The organism is Vibrio sp. TAP-3B (assembly GCF_057784735.1).
The window spans coordinates 2,644,709-2,664,969 of sequence record NZ_CM173495.1 but is presented as its reverse complement, the minus strand read 5'-3'; the positions used below and the strand labels follow the sequence as shown (position 1 = coordinate 2,664,969).

18 protein-coding genes are annotated in these 20,261 nt (G+C 37.9%); 1 reads left to right on the top strand and 17 read right to left on the bottom strand.

The genetic code is table 11. The annotated features are described in order from the left end of the window. The first annotated feature begins 10 nt into the window (after positions 1–10). A protein-coding gene (locus tag AC3D28_RS12595; RefSeq protein ID WP_488534945.1) for an IS3 family transposase occupies positions 11–1,161 on the top strand; the annotation gives its coding sequence in 2 pieces (ribosomal slippage) (positions 11–248 and positions 248–1,161; 1,152 coding nt in all). A 236-nt stretch (positions 1,162–1,397) separates the two neighbouring features. Here AC3D28_RS12595 and AC3D28_RS12590 read toward each other — a convergent pair. From AC3D28_RS12590 to AC3D28_RS12510, 17 genes are all read right to left on the bottom strand, one after another. Further along, positions 1,398–1,571, bottom strand: a complete 174-nt coding sequence (locus AC3D28_RS12590) for a hypothetical protein (RefSeq protein ID WP_488534944.1) — start codon at positions 1,569–1,571, stop codon at positions 1,398–1,400. Positions 1,572–1,632: 61 nt separating this feature from the next. After that, complete coding sequence (locus AC3D28_RS12585; RefSeq protein ID WP_488534943.1) at positions 1,633–3,594, bottom strand: polysaccharide biosynthesis protein; 1,962 nt, start codon at positions 3,592–3,594, stop codon at positions 1,633–1,635. Positions 3,595–3,726: 132 nt separating this feature from the next. After that, a complete protein-coding gene (asnB, locus tag AC3D28_RS12580) occupies positions 3,727–5,505 on the bottom strand; it encodes an asparagine synthase (glutamine-hydrolyzing) (RefSeq protein WP_098416729.1) in 1,779 nt (592 codons plus the stop codon). A gap of 1 nt (position 5,506) precedes the next feature. Further along, positions 5,507–6,061: a sugar transferase gene (locus AC3D28_RS12575; RefSeq protein ID WP_179885729.1), complete on the bottom strand. Its 555-nt coding sequence runs from the start codon at positions 6,059–6,061 to the stop codon at positions 5,507–5,509. A 79-nt stretch (positions 6,062–6,140) separates the two neighbouring features. Beyond that, positions 6,141–7,331 (bottom strand): glycosyltransferase family protein, encoded by a 1,191-nt coding sequence (locus AC3D28_RS12570; RefSeq protein WP_143699722.1) that lies wholly within the window; start codon positions 7,329–7,331, stop codon positions 6,141–6,143. A gap of 89 nt (positions 7,332–7,420) precedes the next feature. Further along, positions 7,421–8,227: an aldolase/citrate lyase family protein gene (locus AC3D28_RS12565; RefSeq protein WP_098416731.1), complete on the bottom strand. Its 807-nt coding sequence runs from the start codon at positions 8,225–8,227 to the stop codon at positions 7,421–7,423. After that, positions 8,220–9,698 (bottom strand): murein biosynthesis integral membrane protein MurJ, encoded by a 1,479-nt coding sequence (murJ, locus tag AC3D28_RS12560; protein WP_098416732.1) that lies wholly within the window; start codon positions 9,696–9,698, stop codon positions 8,220–8,222. The genes AC3D28_RS12565 and murJ overlap by 8 nt, the downstream gene beginning before the upstream one ends. 35 nt (positions 9,699–9,733) lie before the next feature. After that, positions 9,734–10,663 (bottom strand): EpsG family protein, encoded by a 930-nt coding sequence (locus tag AC3D28_RS12555; protein ID WP_179885730.1) that lies wholly within the window; start codon positions 10,661–10,663, stop codon positions 9,734–9,736. 137 nt (positions 10,664–10,800) lie between these two features. Beyond that, positions 10,801–11,823 carry a glycosyltransferase family 2 protein gene (locus tag AC3D28_RS12550; RefSeq protein ID WP_179885731.1) on the bottom strand — a complete coding sequence of 341 codons (1,023 nt, stop codon included), beginning with the start codon at positions 11,821–11,823 and terminating at the stop codon, positions 10,801–10,803. Continuing rightward, complete coding sequence (locus tag AC3D28_RS12545; protein ID WP_098416735.1) at positions 11,810–12,517, bottom strand: acylneuraminate cytidylyltransferase family protein; 708 nt, start codon at positions 12,515–12,517, stop codon at positions 11,810–11,812. Before AC3D28_RS12545 ends, AC3D28_RS12550 begins: the two co-directional genes overlap by 14 nt. Beyond that, a complete protein-coding gene (locus tag AC3D28_RS12540) occupies positions 12,514–13,578 on the bottom strand; it encodes a nucleotidyltransferase family protein (RefSeq protein ID WP_098416736.1) in 1,065 nt (354 codons plus the stop codon). The genes AC3D28_RS12545 and AC3D28_RS12540 overlap by 4 nt, the downstream gene beginning before the upstream one ends. Next, positions 13,575–14,249, bottom strand: a complete 675-nt coding sequence (locus AC3D28_RS12535; RefSeq protein ID WP_098416737.1) for an acetyltransferase — start codon at positions 14,247–14,249, stop codon at positions 13,575–13,577. The genes AC3D28_RS12540 and AC3D28_RS12535 overlap by 4 nt, the downstream gene beginning before the upstream one ends. Further along, positions 14,242–15,315, bottom strand: coding sequence for an N-acetylneuraminate synthase (gene neuB, locus AC3D28_RS12530; RefSeq protein ID WP_098416738.1), 1,074 nt, complete (start codon positions 15,313–15,315; stop codon positions 14,242–14,244). The genes AC3D28_RS12535 and neuB overlap by 8 nt, the downstream gene beginning before the upstream one ends. Before the next feature lie 7 nt (positions 15,316–15,322). Beyond that, positions 15,323–16,516: a UDP-N-acetylglucosamine 2-epimerase gene (neuC, locus tag AC3D28_RS12525; protein WP_098416739.1), complete on the bottom strand. Its 1,194-nt coding sequence runs from the start codon at positions 16,514–16,516 to the stop codon at positions 15,323–15,325. Positions 16,517–16,533: 17 nt separating this feature from the next. Next, positions 16,534–17,685, bottom strand: a complete 1,152-nt coding sequence (locus AC3D28_RS12520; RefSeq protein ID WP_098416740.1) for a LegC family aminotransferase — start codon at positions 17,683–17,685, stop codon at positions 16,534–16,536. Positions 17,686–17,702: 17 nt separating this feature from the next. Continuing rightward, on the bottom strand, positions 17,703–18,893 hold the full coding sequence (locus AC3D28_RS12515) for a UDP-N-acetylglucosamine 4,6-dehydratase (protein ID WP_098416741.1): 1,191 nt from the start codon (positions 18,891–18,893) through the stop codon (positions 17,703–17,705). A 198-nt stretch (positions 18,894–19,091) separates the two neighbouring features. Beyond that, complete coding sequence (locus AC3D28_RS12510) at positions 19,092–20,084, bottom strand: Wzz/FepE/Etk N-terminal domain-containing protein (protein WP_488534942.1); 993 nt, start codon at positions 20,082–20,084, stop codon at positions 19,092–19,094. Between the last annotated feature and the right edge of the window lie 177 nt (positions 20,085–20,261).

Sequence of the window (20,261 nt, the reverse complement as noted above, 5' to 3'; positions counted from 1 at the left end):
AGAGATGCTTATGAGCAGCAAAAGATATCCAGAAGAATTTAAAATTGAAGCGGTAAAACAGGTCACGGAAAAAGGTCATAGTGTGGCTGATGTTGCCAACCGCTTAGGGACGACTACCCATAGTCTTTATGCTTGGGTAAAGCGCTACGGTCCCGACTCCTCCCAACACCAAGCTCAATCTGATGAAAGTGCCGAAATTCGTAGGCTTCGGAAAGAACTGCAAAGAGTTACCGAAGAGCGGGATATATTAAAAAAAGCCGCGGTGTACTTCGCAAGCCAGTCCGACTGAGGTACGCCTTTATCAAAGCCAACCAGTCAGTTTGGCCTGTTCGACGGATGTGTAACATCCTTGGGGTTCATCCAAGTGGTTTTTATGCCTGGCTAAAATACCCTGACAGCAAACAAGAGAAACGGCGTAAGTATCTTCTCGGACTAATTAAACAGTTTTGGCTGGAATCAGGTGGGGTTTATGGCTATCGGAAGATATACAGTGACCTACGAGATGACGGGGAATTCTGTGGAATCAACCAAGTACATCGCTTGATGAAACGAGAAGGCTTACAGTCACAACGCGGGTATCGTAAACCCAGAGCTAAAGCGGGTACTGAGCATGTCATTTCGGCTAATAAATTAGCCAGAGAGTTCAATCCAACGGCTCCAAACCAATCGTGGGTGACCGATATTACTTATATAAAAACACATGAAGGTTGGTTGTATCTTGCCGTTGTTGTTGACCTTTTTTCTAGAAGAGTGATTGGTTGGTCGATGAAAAGTCGAATAACTAAAGAGTTGGTTTTGGATGCGCTTTTAATGGCTATATGGCGCCGTTCTCCAAGCCAAAAGGTGCTCGTACATTCAGATCAAGGCAGTCAGTATACGAGCCATGACTGGAACAAGTTCTTAAAGCAACATGGACTGGAAGCCAGTATGAGCCGTCGAGGTAATTGTCACGATAATGCTGTGGCAGAAAGTTTTTTCCAGTTACTAAAAAGAGAACGAGTTAAACGAAAAATTTACTCTACACGGGAAGATGCTCGCATGGATATCTTTGAATATATTGAGATGTTCTACAACGTAAAACGCAGGCACGGTTCCAATAATCAATTGTCGCCTGTAGAGTATGAGAAGCAATATGAGAGAAGACTAACTAGTGTCTACTGAATCGGTGGCTATTCAATTTTACTTCGGCGATAACGCCGATAAGTGGGTCAATTTTAAACTGGCGTTGACAATGTTCCCCAATAGGTGCTTTATCTCAGGCTATTAGAGCAAAATTAAGCGTAAAAAGCGTCTCAACTTTGTCTCAGCACTGAGACAAATATTGTCTTAAACCATCGTTTCTATTATAAAAAAAAAGGATCTCTAAAGATCCTTTCTAATAGGTTCGACGACTGGGGTCAGGCATCAAGATTTGAACGCTGCTTTTCTTCTTCCTTGTCCTCAACCTCTTGCTGAAGCTTTTGGTAGTCCGTTTCCCCTAAGCGGTCTTCACGGCGCATCTGTTTGGCTTGGCGGTCATGTTCATCAAGATCAGCAAACCATTGTTTAATAGTGCGCAATAACGTTAGCATCGGCGTACTTCCTCTCTTTTTTGACCATTTTGCGTACAGGTCACGGGATAATTATCAATAATTAGGTATTACCGATCCTGTAGATGGTCGATGACTCGAGCGCCACCGGCTCTTCCTCGACTTGCCTGTTCCGCCAGACTAAATCACCGATTCCATCGGTTGGAGTAAACCCGGCTGGGGCCTCTAATAGCAAAGCGCGGATCTTCTCGTGCTCCATACCATGACACGCAAAGTCTAACTCATTGAGCAATGAATCATATTCATCGAGTGGTAAAAATACTTCATGCGCCGTCATGATCCGCTCATGAGCAGTTTGCTTAACATTATCCCCAATAAGCAACTCTTCATACAGTTTTTCACCTGGACGCAAACCTGAAAATTGAATTTCAATATCCCCATGCGGGTTCTCGTCTGATTTAACTTCAAGGCCCGATAGATAGATAAGGTTACGCGCTAAATCGGTAATTTTCACCGACTCGCCCATATCAAGCACAAATACATCCCCGCCTTTACCCATTGCCCCCGCCTGAATCACCAATTGTGCGGCTTCGGGAATGGTCATGAAATAACGCGTGATGTCTGGATGCGTAACCGTCACTGGACCACCTGCAACGATCTGCTTTTTAAACAGAGGAATAACCGAACCTGATGAGCCCAATACGTTACCAAAACGGACCATACAAAAACGTGTACCTTTAGGCTTATGATTTTCTTGCTCTGCTAGCGCTTGCAATCCGAGCTCAGCCATACGCTTTGTCGTCCCCATGACATTGGTCGGTCGAACGGCTTTATCGGTAGAAATTAACACAAATGACTCAACCCCTGCCTTAATGGCAGCACAAGCCGTATAATAAGTACCGTAAATATTATTACGCACCCCTTCTATCACATTGAACTCAACCAATGGAACATGCTTGTATGCAGCCGCATGATAAACCGTTTGAACTTTAAACGATGTCATCGTTGTTTCTAAACGATGCTTACGCTGCACAGAGCCTAATAGCGGGATGATCTCGCAACTTAGTCCTTTTTCGACTTTAAGTTGATTAAGCTCTCGATCAATTTGATACAGACCGAACTCAGACAACTCAAATAAGATTATAGATTTTGGGCTTTGCTCTACAATTTGTCGACATAGCTCTGCACCAATGGAGCCACCCGCTCCCGTCACCATCACAACCTTGTCTTTGATATTCGCTTCTAATAGCACTTGTTGTGGTGCAATCGGATCACGTCCGAGCAGATCCTCGATGGCAACATCTTTTAACTCATCGATTTTTGCTTTGCCTGAGACAATATCCGTCATATCAGGAACAGTAAGCACTTCAACAGGCAGCTTAGCTAATTCATCAAGAATTACTTTACGACGAGAACGTTTAGCACTAGGGACCGCAAGCAACACTTGAGAAACATCGTACTTGTTAATAATTGGCATTGCATCTTCAATAGCAATAACAGGTAAACCTAAAATCATGGTATTGCACAATGTTGAATCGCCGTCAATAAATGCTCTTACACGATAGTCCCCACTACTTCTCAATGCCATCGCGAGTTGACGACCACCAGAACCAGCACCATAGATAAGGACCTCTTTACTCTGTGTAGAGTAGCTCTGAGCAATCAAAGAGCGGACGATAACACGAGGCCCACCACAAAAAAGCGCAAGAAATGCGCCATAGATGATCGGAACAGTTCTAGGAAGCGGATCACTCATATAGAAGCTAAAAGCTGCTACGAGCAAGGCAGAAATGGTGGCTCCGGTAGCAACTACGAATAAAGTCTGAAAAGTCAAATAGCGAAGAACTGCTCTATAAAGCCCTAATCGCGCAAACACAGCAATTGTCACTATAGTAACTGAAATTTGAATCCCCCAAACAACGGGGGTATAAAAGCTATGCACTTCTCCGGAGCGTACGAGAATTGCCAGATAAAAAGCCATAATTATCAGTAACATGTCGATTATCACACTAACAATTCTTTTGTTAGTTCGAGAAAGCTGCCATATAAATTTGAGACGTTGCATAAAAAATTATTCTGTAGAAAAGAAAAGCCGATACCAAGTGATTATAATGAACATGCGCCCCTTTGACCAACGAGACGCATTCAAACACTAACGAGAAAAATAAACCAGACCGAAATATTACATTACATTACATTATAGGTGTACATCTAGAAACTCTCTGAACCATAGCTCGATAGCCATTAAAGCTCGAATTTCTCTCGTATTATTAGCACTACCTTTACAATGGTTTTCATATAAATCAATCACGTACTGAGGTTCGTATAAACCTCGAGCTAGTGCTCTATCACTAAATAAAAGATCCTCAACCATAGGTTTTAGTTCGAGCTTGAGCCATTCACCTATCGGTACAGTAAACATTTGTTTCTGACGGTAAGCCAAATCTGCACCAATCAGATTTTCCACTGCTTTCTTAAAAATGTATTTTGTCTCACCATTATTAAGCTTTAGCTGACCAGGGATAGAAAACGCTAGTTCAATCATCCGGTGATCAAGAAAAGGAGCTCTATTTTCGATAGATGCAGCCATCCCCATTCTATCCGGCTTCACTAGATTATTACCAGATAACAATAGCTTAGTATCCACATACAGGACTTGGTTTATTCTATCTTGATGGGGGACATTTTCAAAAAGCGCCCTAGCATTCGCATGACTATCAAAGTCACCAACAGCTGCTTTCATCGAAGGGCTGTAAAGTTTTTCTTTTTGTTCTTTTTGGAATAAAGAGATACTTTCTAGATACTTAGATTGAAACTCATCTTTCGTTAAATTTTCCGATTGTTTTTCGAAGAAATGTTTATATTTATCATAGCCAGCAAACAATTCATCAGCCCCATCACCTGTCAATACCATTTTAACTTGCTTGGAGGCTAATTCAGCGACCTTATAAGTTGGCATAAAAGACACGTCTCCATGAGGTTGATCGCAATGGTATGTAGCCTTACTCCATAACCCAAGTAAATTAGCTTCTACCTTCTCGCAAATATGTTCAGTACCAAAACGTTTCGCCGCTGTCTCAGCAAAAAGGGACTCATCATACTTCTTATCGTGAAAGCCTATTGAAAATGTTTTAACAGCTTTATCCAAGTTTTGGCTCATAAAACCGACAACTGAGCTTGAATCAACCCCTCCGGATAAAAAAGCCCCAAAGGGAACATCAGCCCTCAAACGAATTTTTGTAGCACTGTCTAAAGTACTATTCAACCTCTCAATCCATTGTTCCTCCGAATACTCTACGGGTTCGATGACAGCCATGTCCCACCACTCAATCTCTTCTACTTTATCATTTGATACTTTTAGATAAGTTCCTGGCATAACATGTCTTACCCCCTCAAACATGGTCAATGGAGGAACAACATAGTTGTATGAAATGTAAGTATCTAATGCCTGGTGGTTAAGTTTGCGCTCAACACCCGTTTGGAGAATTGACTTAATTTCAGAGCCAAATGATAAACACTGATGATTTTGGTGAAAATAGAGAGGCTTCTCTCCAACACGATCTCGAATTAGGTACATCGAATCAATGCGCTTATCATAGATAGAGATTGCAAACATACCATTCAACATACTAATAAATTCAATGCCATATTTCTGGTATAGTCTTAAGATAACTTCAGTATCGCATGATGTTTCGCAAGCAAAAGGACCATCTTCCAAATCTCTAGCAAGCTCAATATGATTAAAAATTTCACCATTTTGCACCACAATAATATCGTTATCGTCTGAGTAAAATGGTTGTTGACCATGATCAATGTCAAGTATGGCTAAGCGTTGATTACCTAAAGCACGTCCTTTATCATGGTAATATCCCATGCCATCGGGGCCTCTATACCAAATAACCTCCCCCATAGATTTGACAACAGCTTCATCTTTTGACTCATTTTTAAAATCAAAGTAACCAAAAATTCCACACATATTAATTGCCACCTTTACATATTATTTGTTTAATAGTCATTAAAATAATTTTCATATCAAACATAAAATTATTATTATTTATATATTTCATATCCAGTTGAATACGCTGCTCTGGATTTGCGCACGAACGAGCTGTCGCTTGAGCAAGTCCTGTAATGCCAGGTTTAATACTGATCCTTGCGTTCCATTGTTCTTTCGTATAATTTGCTTGTTGAATCGGAACATCAGGTCGGGGACCGACTATACTCATTTGTCCCAATAGAACGTTTATTAGTTGTGGCAATTCATCAATACTAGTTTTCCTAATAAAAGCACCAACTTTAGTTATCCTTGGATCGTTTTTTTCTGTGTAGTAGGGGCCAAGCTTTTCCGCATTAACCTTCATACTTCTAAACTTGTAAATCCCAAAAACTTCTCCTCCTTTTCCTACACGAAGCTGTTTAAAAAAAGGAGAGCCTCTATCTTCAACAATGATAAATATTGAGACTAAAACCATAAGTGGAGATAGTAATAACAAGGCCATTATTGTGACCACAATATCAAATAATCTTTTCATCAAACTTTCCATTTAACATGATAAACTCAATTGAAGCTTTATAATCATTAAATAACAACCTATTAATTTAAAAATAAAATCAAGAAGAAATCATAACATTAATACAATGATGAATGTTATCAACGGCAAAGCCTTTGTAAAAGCTCGTATTGATATTTTTGCTTCTTAAAAGCTGTTCATCAATTGCATCTTCTAAATCAAACTCTGAGAAAACAGGGCTTGAAAGATTATAGTCAAAATAAGAGTTTTCTTTACCATAAACTGTTCCCTCAATAGATACTAACCCAGCCCCGGACATGAGCCCCTCTATTCCAACTGTACTAATTGCAGTTACAACTATATCCGTACTAGCAAGAAGATCAGAAACATCATCCGTGGGTTTAGATAGAATAACATTTTTGTACTCAGTGTAATCATAATTCTGACTTGGGTGAGGCCTAAAAACAACGCTCCAAAACCGCTTAACTGCAAGAAAGTCCAATTGTTTTCGAATTTTTTCACCTAATTCAGGATCCGCAATAACCCCAGGATATAAAGGATGAGTGCTGGGTAGATCACAATCAGCTAAAAGTATCGTTTTTTTATCCTTTGACCTGCTTTGTATATTTTTTGATTTTACTTTTAATTTATCAAAGACAGGGGTACCTGTTACTTCGACATTAACCGAAGGGTTAATGTTTAGAAGCTTGCTCTTAACCGTATCGGATAGCACACAAATAGTATCTGTTAGACCTTTGCTTACTATTTCACTCGCGCCACCGGAAATCCATAAGTTATCATTTATACAGATCGTTTTTATACCCAATGATTTAGCTGAAATTAAAGCAGCTCTTTCTGCTCTCGGAGCATTAGTTGTCAATACGATATCAGGAAGTTCGAGTTTTAATATCTGGCTTAGTGTATCTATAGGTAAAAAAGCAGAACGCCCTTTATTCTTATAGATTAAGTAAGCTTCTTTCTCTCCATACTCTTTAACTAACTCATAAAAAGAGCAACCTAGGTAATAAATTGAATTTTCATGAGAAACTTGGGAAGAGGAAGACAAAGATTTTATTAAAACTTCTCCATATTCTCTTACTTTACCTTCAAACAACTTCGAATAATCTTTAAATGTTAGATATGGTATAGACAGGCTATCTAAAAACTCACCCGCTGTTGTCAATGCTAATATTTTAACATCATAAGAATGAATTAGCTTCTTATACAATGGGGCTATAATACGAACATGACCACCACCGTAACATACCATATAAATCTTTTTCTTTTTCACTTCAAGCCTCTGGTAAATTTCACAGTCTATTCAGGCACCTTTAAAAAACAAAGTAAATATTCAAGGCTATCATCTACTTCATAATGCAATCAATTCTTACATAAGCATTCTTTAACCTTAGAGTTAAACAAGTTTATTTTGTTTTCTAAATCAACTGGAGATAATTTAAGCATGCTTTTTCTTGTTACTTCTAACTTGTTGAACTCTTCATTTAAGTCAATTTGTCCCTTCAATTCCAAAAGTGATTTAGCACTCTTATGGAAGGCACGAGAAAGAATTACTCCCGAAGAGCCAAGCTTCAAATGTTGTGCTAACACTAGTTCAGCAGGAACAACTCCCTGACCAACTGTCGCTATTCCTCCAACACCAAAAGGCTTCTTTACATTTTTCGTGATTGAACTAATAAAACCAGAAGAAATTAGCTCAAACATAAAATTTAGTCCCATATCAAGATGTAAGTCGTTCAAACCGATATGAATCTCATCAACACCATCTAACTCACTTATTTCTTGAAACTTGCTCGCCGCATCATATGTCTCAACCAAAGGGATAAATTTAGCTCTGCCATTGATTAGTTTAATTACTGATTCTAACTCTTCAATTGTTTTAAACATAGGAAGCATTATTATATCTGCCCCTTCGTTTATAACATCGTTGACTTCTTTTTCAGTTAGTTGATTAAAAGGATTAATTCTCACAAGCAATTCAGCTTTTCGTAAAACTCTTTTTACTGGATTAATATCCGTAATTAAGTGCTTGCTTATAAATGTATTCAAATGCCCTTGACGTTCGACTTTACCTAGGACTTCTAAATCGATAAAAATCCTATTTACACCAGAATCCTCTGCATATGAAGCTATCTCTGGTACATTTGTTATATATAAATAATTAAACAAAATATTTCCTCATAATTAATTGTCTAATTTTCCCATGAGCAATAGAAATAATACACATCCAAAAAACTCCAAATGCGATAATTCCTGAAAAAAATATAAAACTGTTAAAGGCACTACTATCGTTAAATATGTAATTAGCTAAGCACCCACCAGAAAAAAGTGACAATATAAAAAATCCATCTTTAAAAAAATCGGTTGAATTGATAGATGAAGAATTAAACATCATCAAATGAATACATAGACATAAACAATAAGAAACTAGAAGACATGTAATAGCTTCGTAGGGTGATATATTACCCGAAAAACTAGAAAGCATGACAAAAAGAAAAGTAATACCAATAATATTAATAACCATTGGACGCTTTGCATTACCTTGAGAAAAACAGATTGTAGACATATAGGTATTCAATGCATGAAAAGGGATTGTAAGTGCGCCATAAGAAATCATTTTAGATACAACATATGAATCGTTAACATTGAGGCTTGAGAATATAATTGAAACGACTTGTTCAGATGAATAATAAAGTAAGACTGAGAGTACAACTGATAATCCTAACGCCAGATGAAATCCAGATATAATTAATTCACCGTGATATTTTTTGTTATTATTAAAAGAAGAAGACAACTTAGGTAATAATAAAGTTATTACAAAAGTTATAGATAACATCTGAGGAAGTTCAACTAAACGCATGGAATAATTGAACATTGCAAGGTAACCATCGCCATTAGATGATACAAATGTTCGAACAACGATAGGATACAAAACTAAAACACATCCTGCTCCCATAGCTTGAATATATCTAAAAACCAATTTTTTATCTATTAGCCACGGATAGAAGCTATTCCTTCTAAAATCAACTTTAGCGTAATAAAACTGTATGGAAAAACGAATCAATGAAGCTAATAGAATGAAGCCACACAAGAAATATAATGAGGACACTTTAAAAAGATATATTACAATTAGAGAGAAAATGATAACTCCGTTAAAAACAACGGTATTCAGACCTGAATAGAAATATTTACTCATGGATTGCAAATAAGCAGTATAAATCCCAGTAACTACAGATATAGGTATCGAAATTATGACAATAAAAAATAAACTTGAATACGCTTCAGCATCAGAGGTAGACATAGTGGGTGAGAATAACTTGAGTATTTCACTAGCATTTAAGCCAAGGAATAACGCTAGTATTAAAAATATGCCACCAAGTACTAATGACGTCTGAACTGCATATTTTTTTGCATGCTCTTTATTTTGAGAAAAAACAGGAATTAAAGCAGAGGAAATTGCTCCTCCAACTAAAATAGCAATTATAAGATCTGGAAATGTTAGTAATATCACAACTATATCGGCATTTATTGATACGCCATATATTTTTGCTACGAGAATTTCTCTCAAAAATCCCGAAAGCTTACCAGCTATTAGTAGAGAGTTGATAATAAAAGACGAGATGAAGATTTTTTTTATCATCTTAATTTACACCAATATTAGCAAGAATTATATCCTTACAGACTCAGAATCGTTTTAATATCCCATATATACAAGTTTTTGAAGTTACCTGATAATATAGAAAATGAAAAAACTGCAAAAAAAACAAAAATAATTAGACGATCAAACTTAAACCTAAAACATCCTATTAAATTTGGAATCAATATAATATCCAATACTTTAAAGAGAAGGTTAATTCTAGTTGCCAATAAGCCATTAAAAGAAAAAATCGAATAAAAAAGAAAACCAAAAACATACACTTTGGCTAAGCTCTTATTGAATTCATCTAGTCTATTATAGAAAATTAAAAGTGGTATTATTATGACAGCTCTTTGAATTATACTAGTAATCTTTACACTTGCATCATATTGTTCTGCATAACTTGACATTTTTACTGACAAAACATCAATTGGTAAAAGTATTATTACATTATAAAGATAAGGTGAAATTAAGAAAGCAAATATAGACCCTATAAAAATCATCCATAGTTTTTGAATTTCAACTTTACGTATAAATGTACAATAGACAAGATAAATGAAGATTCCAGATATGTGTATGGTTGCTGAAAATACCGATAATATAGCTACAGTTTTATTTCTATTTTCCTTTATCAGTAAAATAGAAGAGAAGAATATTCCTGAAATTAAACCTTGAGCTACTGCATTGAAATTTAATGGAATAAGATAAAGACAAAAATATATAGCCAACGATAATACTGGAAACCTACTATACTTCCAACAAGCATTGGCTACAGGAAAAATCGAAACTAATGCAAAAAAGAAAAATATATTATATGCATTGAAACCAAAATCTTTCAATAACTTAACTAAAACTGTAAATCCCGGTTCAAAATTAATATTGAACCAATCATCTAAACTAGAAAATAGCGAAAAATATATAGGATAGTCTTTTCCTGCATCTAGCCGTATTCCCGTAAGAATTATCATACATAACGATAATGAATAGAATAATATTCTCGAATTATAACCATATACATTTACGCAAGAAAAAAACAGAATAACGAGAGCAAATAATGATATTATCATAGTTATTGATGCGTTTTAAAAGTTGAAGATAATATTAATTACTTACGAATGATTTTTTTACATAAGAGTAACAACGAAAATCCAGAATCCAAAATGAATTTATGATTAAAAAGAAGATAAGAAAAAACACCATATTTCCAATTTTTTTTGCATTTATCTCTTAAGTATTCATTTTCTTTAAACTTAGGTAAGATGTTTTCAATTTCTTTTAAAACTTCGCAAACTTTATCTCTTTGAATTGGCTCAAAAGCAGTATAACATTTTGCAGCAGTATTAATTAGAAATGTTTCAATAAAGAAAAACTCTATAGCCTTATTTAATTCCGGATTAAACTTTTTTTCCTTAAAGTCATTAAGCAGCATTCTGCTACAATCTAATCTATCGAAAAAGTTATAGTTGTTGACAGAGCGTGTAACAGAGATATTACCTTGAAAATAATTAACTAACGCATCTTCAATTTTGTTTATATTTTCTGAATGACATATCAATAAAGGAACAAGGAAGTTATCTTCATAAAACAACTTTTCAGGAAATCTTAACTTAGCACAATCAAAAAAATCCCTACTATAAATCCCACTCCAAATCGACGAAGGCTTAATTAATAATTGCTTTTGGAGTTCCAATTGCTCTTCTTTACCCCAGTCTATTTGACTTGTTCGATTGATAACAGAAAAAACCTCTTCTGTTGTATATCTTGTATTATAATTACAGTAGCATATACTGTATGGTTTTTTGACAACATTTTCATACAATTTCTCAAACATTGTAAGCTCAGCCCAATCATCACTGTCTATAAAACCAATATAGTCACCTTGAGCTATTTGAATTCCTAAATTTCTTGCCCCTCCCTGTCTAAGGTTTACTTCTGAATCTATAACCTTCACTTTTCCTGGAAATTGCTCTTCATAATACCGTAGTATGTCAATTGAGTTATCTGTAGAAGCATCATTTACAAGTATTATCTCGATATCATTTAAAGTTTGATTGACTAAGCTATCGCAACAACGGTTTAAGTATTTTTCCATATTATAAACTGGAACTATAACACTAACTTTTGGCATAATATGAAACTCTTTCATTCAATAAAAAATCGGCAAATTTAAAATCTAGTTCTGTATCTATATCGATAGATGATTCATTGTCCATTAAATACGCATAACTATCCTTTGAGTACTTCATCCCACAGACTTTAAAGGTATCTATATCAAAAATGTAAATTGCACCATTTAACCGATAAAAAACAGGCAGTTCTTGGTATCTTTTAGTATTTTTTTCTGGAATAAACCTCCCCATATTAAAGTCTTCAGGAAGAATATTTGCCCATAATGGAGAGTGTTCACATTGTGTCACTGTTACGACAGATTTTGCTGATTTTTCTATGTAATACTCTAAAGATTTTTCAATATCTAGCGCGCTTCTTAAAGGAGATGTAGGTTGTAAAAGGACGATTATGTTTGCGTCTATTTCATATTGTTCTAAACAATACAATAATAAGCTTTCAGTCGTTGCGCTATCTGAAGATAAATGAGATGGTCTTAATTCAGGCATATGCACGCCATGCTGTAAGGCAATATTACTTATCTCTCTGTCATCTGTGCTGACTAAAATTTCATCGATATATTTACACTCTTTAGCTGCATCTATCGTCCATGAAATCAAAGGTTTCCCAGCAAGATTTAGTACGTTTTTCCTTGGCAACCTTTTACTACCACCTCTAGCAGGTATAATAGCGATTACTTTTTGTTTCCCAATCATTCGTTTATACCTAAAGAAAGAATATCAACTTGAGCTTTTTTAAAATCGTCCATACGACCAATATCAAGCCAATATTCGTGAATTGGGAACATCAATACTTTTTGTCTCTCTTTCATATGTTGCTCGAGCAACGTAGGCATGTCGATTTTCTGATTCTTTTCTACTGATTGAATCACTCGAGGAGACACAACATAGATACCAGCGTTAACAAAAAAGCGTTGAACTGGTTTTTCAACCATGCTGGTAATTTGATTACCGTCCCCATTAATAACACCATAAGGAATTTGGTAGTCGTACTCTCGAACACACATCGTTGCATCTGCACCATTTTCTATATGGAAATTTAACAAACGCTCGAAGTCTACTTTAGTCAACACATCGCCATTGATCATAATTAATGGTAGATCTCTTGGCATATCGTCTGGTAGCAGGCCTAGCGCACCACCAGTGCCTAAAGGAGCCTCTTCGTGTACATATGAAATGCTAACCCCCAAATCAGTACCATCACCAAAATGTTGGTGAATTTGTTCTGGCATGTAGTGCGTTGAAATGTAGAAATTGTTGAAGCCCGCTCTAATAAAACTCCTAATTACAGTTTCTAGAATGGGTTTATCACCAACTTTTAACATTGGTTTAGGACAGTTGTCCGTCAGCGGTCGTAAGCGAGTACCAAAACCACCAGACATAATGAATACTGGGTTCTGATATTTGTCTTTACTCAGCGCACCGTGAAGAGTTTCTAAACCTACAACTTTGTTGTCTTGGTCAAGTAATGGAACCGATAGAATTTGCTTTCTTTCCATTAACTCTACAAGATGCTCTTTTTTTGTACCTTGCTCTGCGGTAACAGGCTCAGAATTCATCACCTTTGAAACCGAGTCGGTTAACGCCAGATCATTTAATAAGCCACGTCGAATATCACCATCTGTAATCATGCCTAGAAGCTTTTTATCTTGATCAACAACCACAGCGACACGCAATGCTTCGCTGTTAATGATTTCTAATGCCTGCTTGATTGTACTTGATTCTGATATCAGCGTTTTTTGCCAACAATGACTCATATTCTACCTTTTGTTTTATAAGAATTTGTTTTAATTACTGCTCTAGCAGGATATGCAATGGTATTTTCTTCTAAAGACTTAGTGAGACTAGTACCAGCCCCCACGATAGCGCCACTGCCAATAGATATCCCTTGGATAACCGTTGAACCAGCTCCAACATAGACACTTTCTTTTGTCTTGACTTGACCACATAACGTTGCTTTAGGAGCAATATGGTTATAAGCACCTATTTTACAATCGTGCTCAACCAAAGCGCCCGTATTGATTATACTATGGCTCCCCACTGTAGCCCCAGTCTGAATCATCGCCATAGGTAAAATCTGAGCACCAATTTCAATTTTAGAAAAAGGTGAAACGAATGCACTGTCAGCGATGACCGTCTCAAATTGATAACCTAATGAGAGAAAGTATTCATTAATTTTTTTCTTAAAGCCGGATTTGGGCATCATTCCAATACCGTTGACCAAAAAAATCTTGTCTTTGTCAAACCTCAGAATATCTTCGTCTTTTTCAAGGATGGAAATTCCTTTAAATACAGAACGCTGACTGACATCTTCAGGGCTTATCACGGCAAGTATGTTTCTTCCCTGCGTAAGCAGTATTTCAGCAAGAACGGAGGCATGACCGCCTCCACCAATCATTACAATAGGAAGATTCACCTCATCACTCAATGATCAACTCTCCTGCTTTGTATCCTTTGGTTGCTTTAGTGCTCAGAAGTTCCCAATAGCGATAAGGGGACAAACCAATGCCTGGACGCTTAATTGTGAGGTTAGATTCTGTTAACTCCTCGCCTTTTTCAATATCCTTTGCTGCTACTAAGCTTTTGCGTGCTACGGATTTGTTTTTCACTTCAGAAACTGTAGGAGTTTTTACGCTAGAGCCTAATGCAATCTCAATCTGACGGATGGCTTTTACCATTGCCTCTAGCTCTTGTGGCTCTAGAGAGGCTTTGTGGTCTGGACCTTCCATGTTTTTATCTAACGTAAAATGCTTCTCTATAAGAACAGCACCGCGAGCAACAGCCGCAATTGGAATCGTAATTCCTTCACTATGGTCCGAATAGCCTGCCGCCAAGTCAAATGCTCGCCCTAGCGTATCCATTGCTCTTAGGTTGATTTCTTCCATTGGAGCAGGATATTCCGTTGTACAATGAAGAATTGTTACTTTCTCTTTTAGCGCTTTTTGACCAGCTTCTGATGCATAAGCTTCTTGGAAACCTAGCATCGAAGGTTCTGCTTTTTCATCTGTTGTATAACCGAAAGCAATCACTCCAAGAGCTGTCTCAATTTCGGAAAGTGTTGCCATACCTGTTGACACAATAAGATCACAACCAGTACGAGCATGAGCCAATACAAGAGGAGCGTTCGTTAACTCACCGGAAGGCAACTTCAAGCGCGTTAAACCAAGATCATTGACTAAGAAATCTAAACTTTCTAAATCGAAAGCTGTTGATAGAAACTCAATACCAAGCGAACCACAGTATTTGACGAGATCATGGTGGGTCTCGTACGACAGTTCTAAACGGCTTAACATCGCTAACTGAGACTCTTGCTTTTGAGTATTTGTTACTTGATATTCAGCTTGCTTAGCCTCTTCGGTAACTAGGTTTTTTGCTTTAAAAGTTTGGAACTTTACTATATCCGCTCCAGCTTTGTGAGCTGCATCGACCAAAGAAAATGCTAGTTCTTCTTGGCCGTTATGGTTTACACCCGCTTCGGCAATAATCAAGGTCATTATTGTCTCACTCTACTTTCTTGTTTAAGTCAGGTTCAATGTTTACATCATAAAAAGACTTACAAGGATCAAAATCCAGTCCTTTAATCATCTCTATGACTTGCTTGCTACTATCACCTTGCCCGTAGGGATTCGCAATATTTTCATCTTCAGCTTTATACTTTCGGCTCACAGCGAGGCCAATCGCGTTACTGATGGATTCTTTCGTAGCAGTGGTGTTTAAAACACTTTTTGCGGCCAAGCGTCCCTTTTGTCTGGCCCCTAAATTCACTGTAGGAACATCAAAGGCTGGTACTTCAATAATACCACTCGACGAATTACCAATAACTGCAGTCGCGTGCTTTACCGAGCTCAAATAACGCACTTGCCCTAGTGATGGGATTGCCAAGACACGTTTTGGTTGACTTGCCGCATAATCTTCTAGCATTGGGATAATGCGTCGACCACCGTCATCGGCGTTAGGGTAAGTCAATATAACTTGATGATCAGGGTATTCATCCAATGCGTCTAAAAGCGACTGAAAGCTTTCCTCTGGAGATTCATTACCCAAAGTAACAGGGTGATAAGTAACAACAAAATAAGGCTCTGTGAGTTCAAAACTTAGTGATTCACTCAACTCAGAAACCGTCATAAAAGACGCTCGGTTTAGGTGATCTAGGCCAATTGCACCAATATTTCTTACACGTGCTGGTGATTCACCAAGTTGAATCACTCGGTTTCGGTATTCGTCTGTCGATGTCCCATGTAGGTAACTCAACTTGGTAATCGCATGACGAATTGCATCGTCATAAGCACCTTCTGTTATTTCACCACCATGAAGGTGAATGATCGGAATACGAAGTATCATAGCCGTTTGCGCTGCAGCGAGCGCTTCAAAGCGATCCCCTAGAATGACAAGAACATCTGGCGCTAGTCGCGACAAGGCATCGGCAAACCCTAAGACACCCAGCCCCATACTTTTCGCTGTACCTACAGCGGAATCAGAAGACAACAAAATCTCTATTTTCTCATCGATATTGAAGCCATCTTTTTCAATTTGTTTGTAAGTATCACCGAATTCCGGTGATAGGTGCATACCAGAAACAAGCAATTGAAGTGTTAGGTCAGGATCGCTTTGTATGTCCTTTAAAAGCCAAAAGAGCAGACCATACTCTGCTCTTGTACCAGTAAAGACCGCAACCTTTTTATCTGTCTGCGTCATGTATGTATTAAACCTACTTAGCCTTTGATTTCCACTGGGGTACTTGGAAGATTGATTAGGTGCGCCTCAAAAAACTCTGAGTAAGTTAGATCACCACGTATTGCATTCTCAAACATAGGTAATCTGTGCATGAGCTGCCAAATAGGTCGAGTCATTACGCCTGAACCATTTGTGCCTTTAAGTACCTCTTCGCGACTTTCTTTATCCGGACAAATGACAGCATTTAGCCAATAGTTTGACTTCGCATACTCAGGCTCAGTGACAAAGTTAAAATCTGTACCTTTGAAGAAGTTTTTATAGCTTTCTGCAAGCAATCTCTTTTGCTTCAAATACTGCTCGATAACTTCCATCTGAGCACATCCCAGAGCAGCATTCAGGTTAGGCATACGGTAGTTAAAGCCAGGTTCATCATGGAAAAACTCATACGGATGAGGAACTTTTGCTGTCGTCGTGACATACTTAGTACGCACACCTAATTCTTGAGTCTTACATAACACCATGCCACCACCACCTGTGGTGATGATCTTATTTCCATTGAAGCTGACAGCACCAAAATCACCAATAGTACCGGTGTGTTTGCCTTTATAGAACGAGCCTAGGCTTTCTGCGGCATCTTCAACCAACGTGATGTTCCATTTCAAGCAAACAGCAACCAGTTCATCAAGCTCCACAGGGTGACCAAATGTATGCATAGGAATAACAGCTTTAATTCTCTTACCTGTTTGTTTATGAATACAACCAATCTTGGTTACTTCTCCATGCTCATTTAAAAAAGCATCTACAGCTTTAGGACAAAGTCCTAAGCTCACCGGAGAAACATCCACAAAGATCGGCTCGGCCCCCATATGATATAGAGCATTACAGGTGGCAACGAAAGTCAAAGCTTGCGTGATAACAAGGTCATCTCGTTGAACATCAGCCATATACAAAGCCGCATGCAATGCCGCCGTGCCATTAACTGTCGCTACCGCTTTAGCCGTGCCAGTATAAGCTTCTATCTTTCGCTCAAAGTCATCAACAAACTTACCTACGCTAGAAACAAACGTACTTTCAATCGTTTCCATTACGTAAGCTTTTTCGTTGCCATCGAACGTTGGACAGTGCAATGGAATAAACTCGTTGGTTTTGTAGGTATCCCTAACAAACTCAACAATAGATGCTGCCTTCATTGTTTGCTTTGCTCCACTTACATCTTGCTATCGAGGTATTTACCCGTTTCTTTGTGCCCAAAATCAGGGATCATTGTAAAAAACAGTTTTACAATTTTATCCTTAGTCCAAGCCCGTTCGCCTTTCATCTCAGAAATACTATCTTCAAAGAAAGTTAGTAGATCTTGCTCATAAACTGATTCATTTTTGATGATACCTAAGTTTTCAAAGCGCGCCATATCAAGGACTTCTTTATCAGTGAAGAACTCTTCAAAATCCTTCTCACCAGTAGTGTCACTCGATGTAAATAAACATGGCCATTTACCTTGTTCTGGTAGCGTTTGTACCAGTTGACGAGCTTCTTTTTCTGTCTCACATAAATGAGGTTCGTAGCCAAGCTGCTCTAAATATTTCACTGCAATATCAGCAAATGAAATAAGATGTAGGGCCTCACTTAATTTAGGGAAAAATATATCGCGGTTTTCACCAAATAGACACGACATTAGGCACAGCTCACCTGACTCTTGAGGTGTAACAAAGTAACGTTTGATATCATTTGGAGCTACGATTGGCTGACGCTTTTGAATGCGTTGGTTAAACCCATGTAGCAGCGAACCATCAGAAAAAGCGACATTAGCGAAACGTGCTGTAGAGATAGCAATTTGTTCACTTTTACGCATTAGGAACATTTCCATAATCCGCTTTGAAGCACCCATCATATTGACTGGATTTGCGGCTTTATCCGTTGAAACACAGAAATATTTTTTAGCTCCAGCGTCAATTGACTGCTGAATGGTTTTATCGGTATTGAACACGTTCACATCGATCATTCGCATCAATGTGTAAGGGTCTTTCTCACTTCTCACATGCTTAAGTGCTGATAAGTTCAACACATAATCAAACTTCCCATCGGCTTTAATGAATGCATCATACTCCAGAGAACCAATGTCTAAAGCGAATGTCTGAAAGTCACCATCGATGTACCCTAATGAACTACGAATATCTCGTACTAACTCAACCATATTGTTTTCGCTAATATCAACAACATGCAGTTTTTTCGGATTACGCTTAAAAATCTCTTTGGTGACAGCTTGGCCAATCGAGCCTGCGCCACCTAAAACTAAGAATCTTGATTCCGATACCATACGCTTTAACTCAGTTTCATGAGTTGAGATATCGGCACTAAATAACTCTTTTTCTCGTCCGATAAGAGGCAAAATATTACTCATATTTTCGATTCCTAATTCGTGTTTTTTCATCATTTAATCTCAGGAGTGAGATTAGAACTGAGACACTTTCTATTCATTTTGAGACAGTTTATTTTCACTATCTCTTTGTAATTACTTGATTTGGGTGTTTTTCCCTAACCCGCCCCAATAGCCTTTTTTTTTATTTTTTATTACTATTTATCCGGCTAAGAGGAGAAACTAAGCAATGCTCTCTTCAGGCGTTTCCTCTTTACGAAACGCAAAACGTACCAACACTATCGCAACACCTAACATGCCACCAAGCAAGGTCCCTAGAACACAAATAAGGGCCCGTTTTGGGCTGTCTTTTAGCTCTGGCACTACTGCTGGGTCAACCACTTTAAACACAAACTCTTCTTGCACTTCAGCTAACATCAAGCTTTTCGTTTGCTCTTCTATGAGTTTGTAAAAGGTACTTTGCATGTCGGCTACCGCGGTTTTTTGTAATTGTGTATTGAGATAAGCTAAGTTTTGTGAGACTTCTGCGATTGTGCGTTCTCGCATCACTTTGTTAATGTCTTCGACTAACCAGTTGACCCATTGTTGCGCTATATAGGGAGAATAGTGCTTAACTGCTACTGTATATAAACCCGTTTCTTTATCTTGATTTACACTGATAGTGTCTTTACTAAATACTTCAAATGCTTCTTGTGCCGTTGGTTTTACACCGCGTAGCCCCTGCGGTTCACGGAGCCATTCACCGGTTGAAGCATTATATATGTCTTCATCAAGAATGAGCTTGTTATGCGTTATATCCCACTCTTTTGCCGCCATTAAAGGCACAAGCAATTCATGTTTGCTAATGAAGGCTTCGATAAATTGGCGCGACTTCATTACTTGCACTGCCAAGTCGGTTTGTGATGATTCCGCGCCGCCTAAGTTAACCCCTGCCAGTGCCGCGAGACCGCCTAGCTGTCCCGCCATTTTTGATAATCCACCACCGTTAGAACTTTCTGCAGGCGAAAGTAGCGCATCAGCTTTGTAAATATTCGGTAGGCTTAATGCGTAAAGGACTGCACCTACGGCAAACACAAAGGTGGTCACGATGATGAGCCATTTACCTTTCCACAATGCCATAAACAATTCACGGAGATCGATTTCATCTTCAGCGAGTTGAGGTTGGTATGGAGGATTTGGTAAATAGTGTTGTGGATGTTCTTTTTGTGGTTCCATGGGTGTTATAAAGTCCTAGCTGCCTAGAGCTTAGTATTCAGAATACTAGGCTTGGAAATTAGTAAAATCGATAAATTTTCGAATACTATGAGTGAATAGCGGTAACTACATACTTTTAGAGCGCAATTAATCACTGCGCTCTCGACTAGTCTTGTCGAATGACGTAAACATGCTCGA

What these genes read in the sequence shown, in the direction of transcription:
- AC3D28_RS12590 (WP_488534944.1), bottom strand. Translation starts at nt 1,571, where the DNA reads ATGCTAACGTTATTGCGCACTATTAAACAATGGTTTGCTGATCTTGAT.
- AC3D28_RS12585 (WP_488534943.1), bottom strand. Translation starts at nt 3,594, where the DNA reads ATGCAACGTCTCAAATTTATATGGCAGCTTTCTCGAACTAACAAAAGA.
- asnB (WP_098416729.1), bottom strand. Translation starts at nt 5,505, where the DNA reads ATGTGTGGAATTTTTGGTTACTTTGATTTTAAAAATGAGTCAAAAGAT.
- AC3D28_RS12575 (WP_179885729.1), bottom strand. Translation starts at nt 6,061, where the DNA reads ATGAAAAGATTATTTGATATTGTGGTCACAATAATGGCCTTGTTATTA.
- murJ (WP_098416732.1), bottom strand. Translation starts at nt 9,698, where the DNA reads ATGATAAAAAAAATCTTCATCTCGTCTTTTATTATCAACTCTCTACTA.
- AC3D28_RS12555 (WP_179885730.1), bottom strand. Translation starts at nt 10,663, where the DNA reads ATGATAATTCTTACGGGAATACGGCTAGATGCAGGAAAAGACTATCCT.
- AC3D28_RS12550 (WP_179885731.1), bottom strand. Translation starts at nt 11,823, where the DNA reads ATGCCAAAAGTTAGTGTTATAGTTCCAGTTTATAATATGGAAAAATAC.
- AC3D28_RS12545 (WP_098416735.1), bottom strand. Translation starts at nt 12,517, where the DNA reads ATGATTGGGAAACAAAAAGTAATCGCTATTATACCTGCTAGAGGTGGT.
- AC3D28_RS12540 (WP_098416736.1), bottom strand. Translation starts at nt 13,578, where the DNA reads ATGAGTCATTGTTGGCAAAAAACGCTGATATCAGAATCAAGTACAATC.
- neuB (WP_098416738.1), bottom strand. Translation starts at nt 15,315, where the DNA reads ATGACCTTGATTATTGCCGAAGCGGGTGTAAACCATAACGGCCAAGAA.
- neuC (WP_098416739.1), bottom strand. Translation starts at nt 16,516, where the DNA reads ATGACGCAGACAGATAAAAAGGTTGCGGTCTTTACTGGTACAAGAGCA.
- AC3D28_RS12520 (WP_098416740.1), bottom strand. Translation starts at nt 17,685, where the DNA reads ATGAAGGCAGCATCTATTGTTGAGTTTGTTAGGGATACCTACAAAACC.
- AC3D28_RS12515 (WP_098416741.1), bottom strand. Translation starts at nt 18,893, where the DNA reads ATGAGTAATATTTTGCCTCTTATCGGACGAGAAAAAGAGTTATTTAGT.
- AC3D28_RS12510 (WP_488534942.1), bottom strand. Translation starts at nt 20,084, where the DNA reads ATGGAACCACAAAAAGAACATCCACAACACTATTTACCAAATCCTCCA.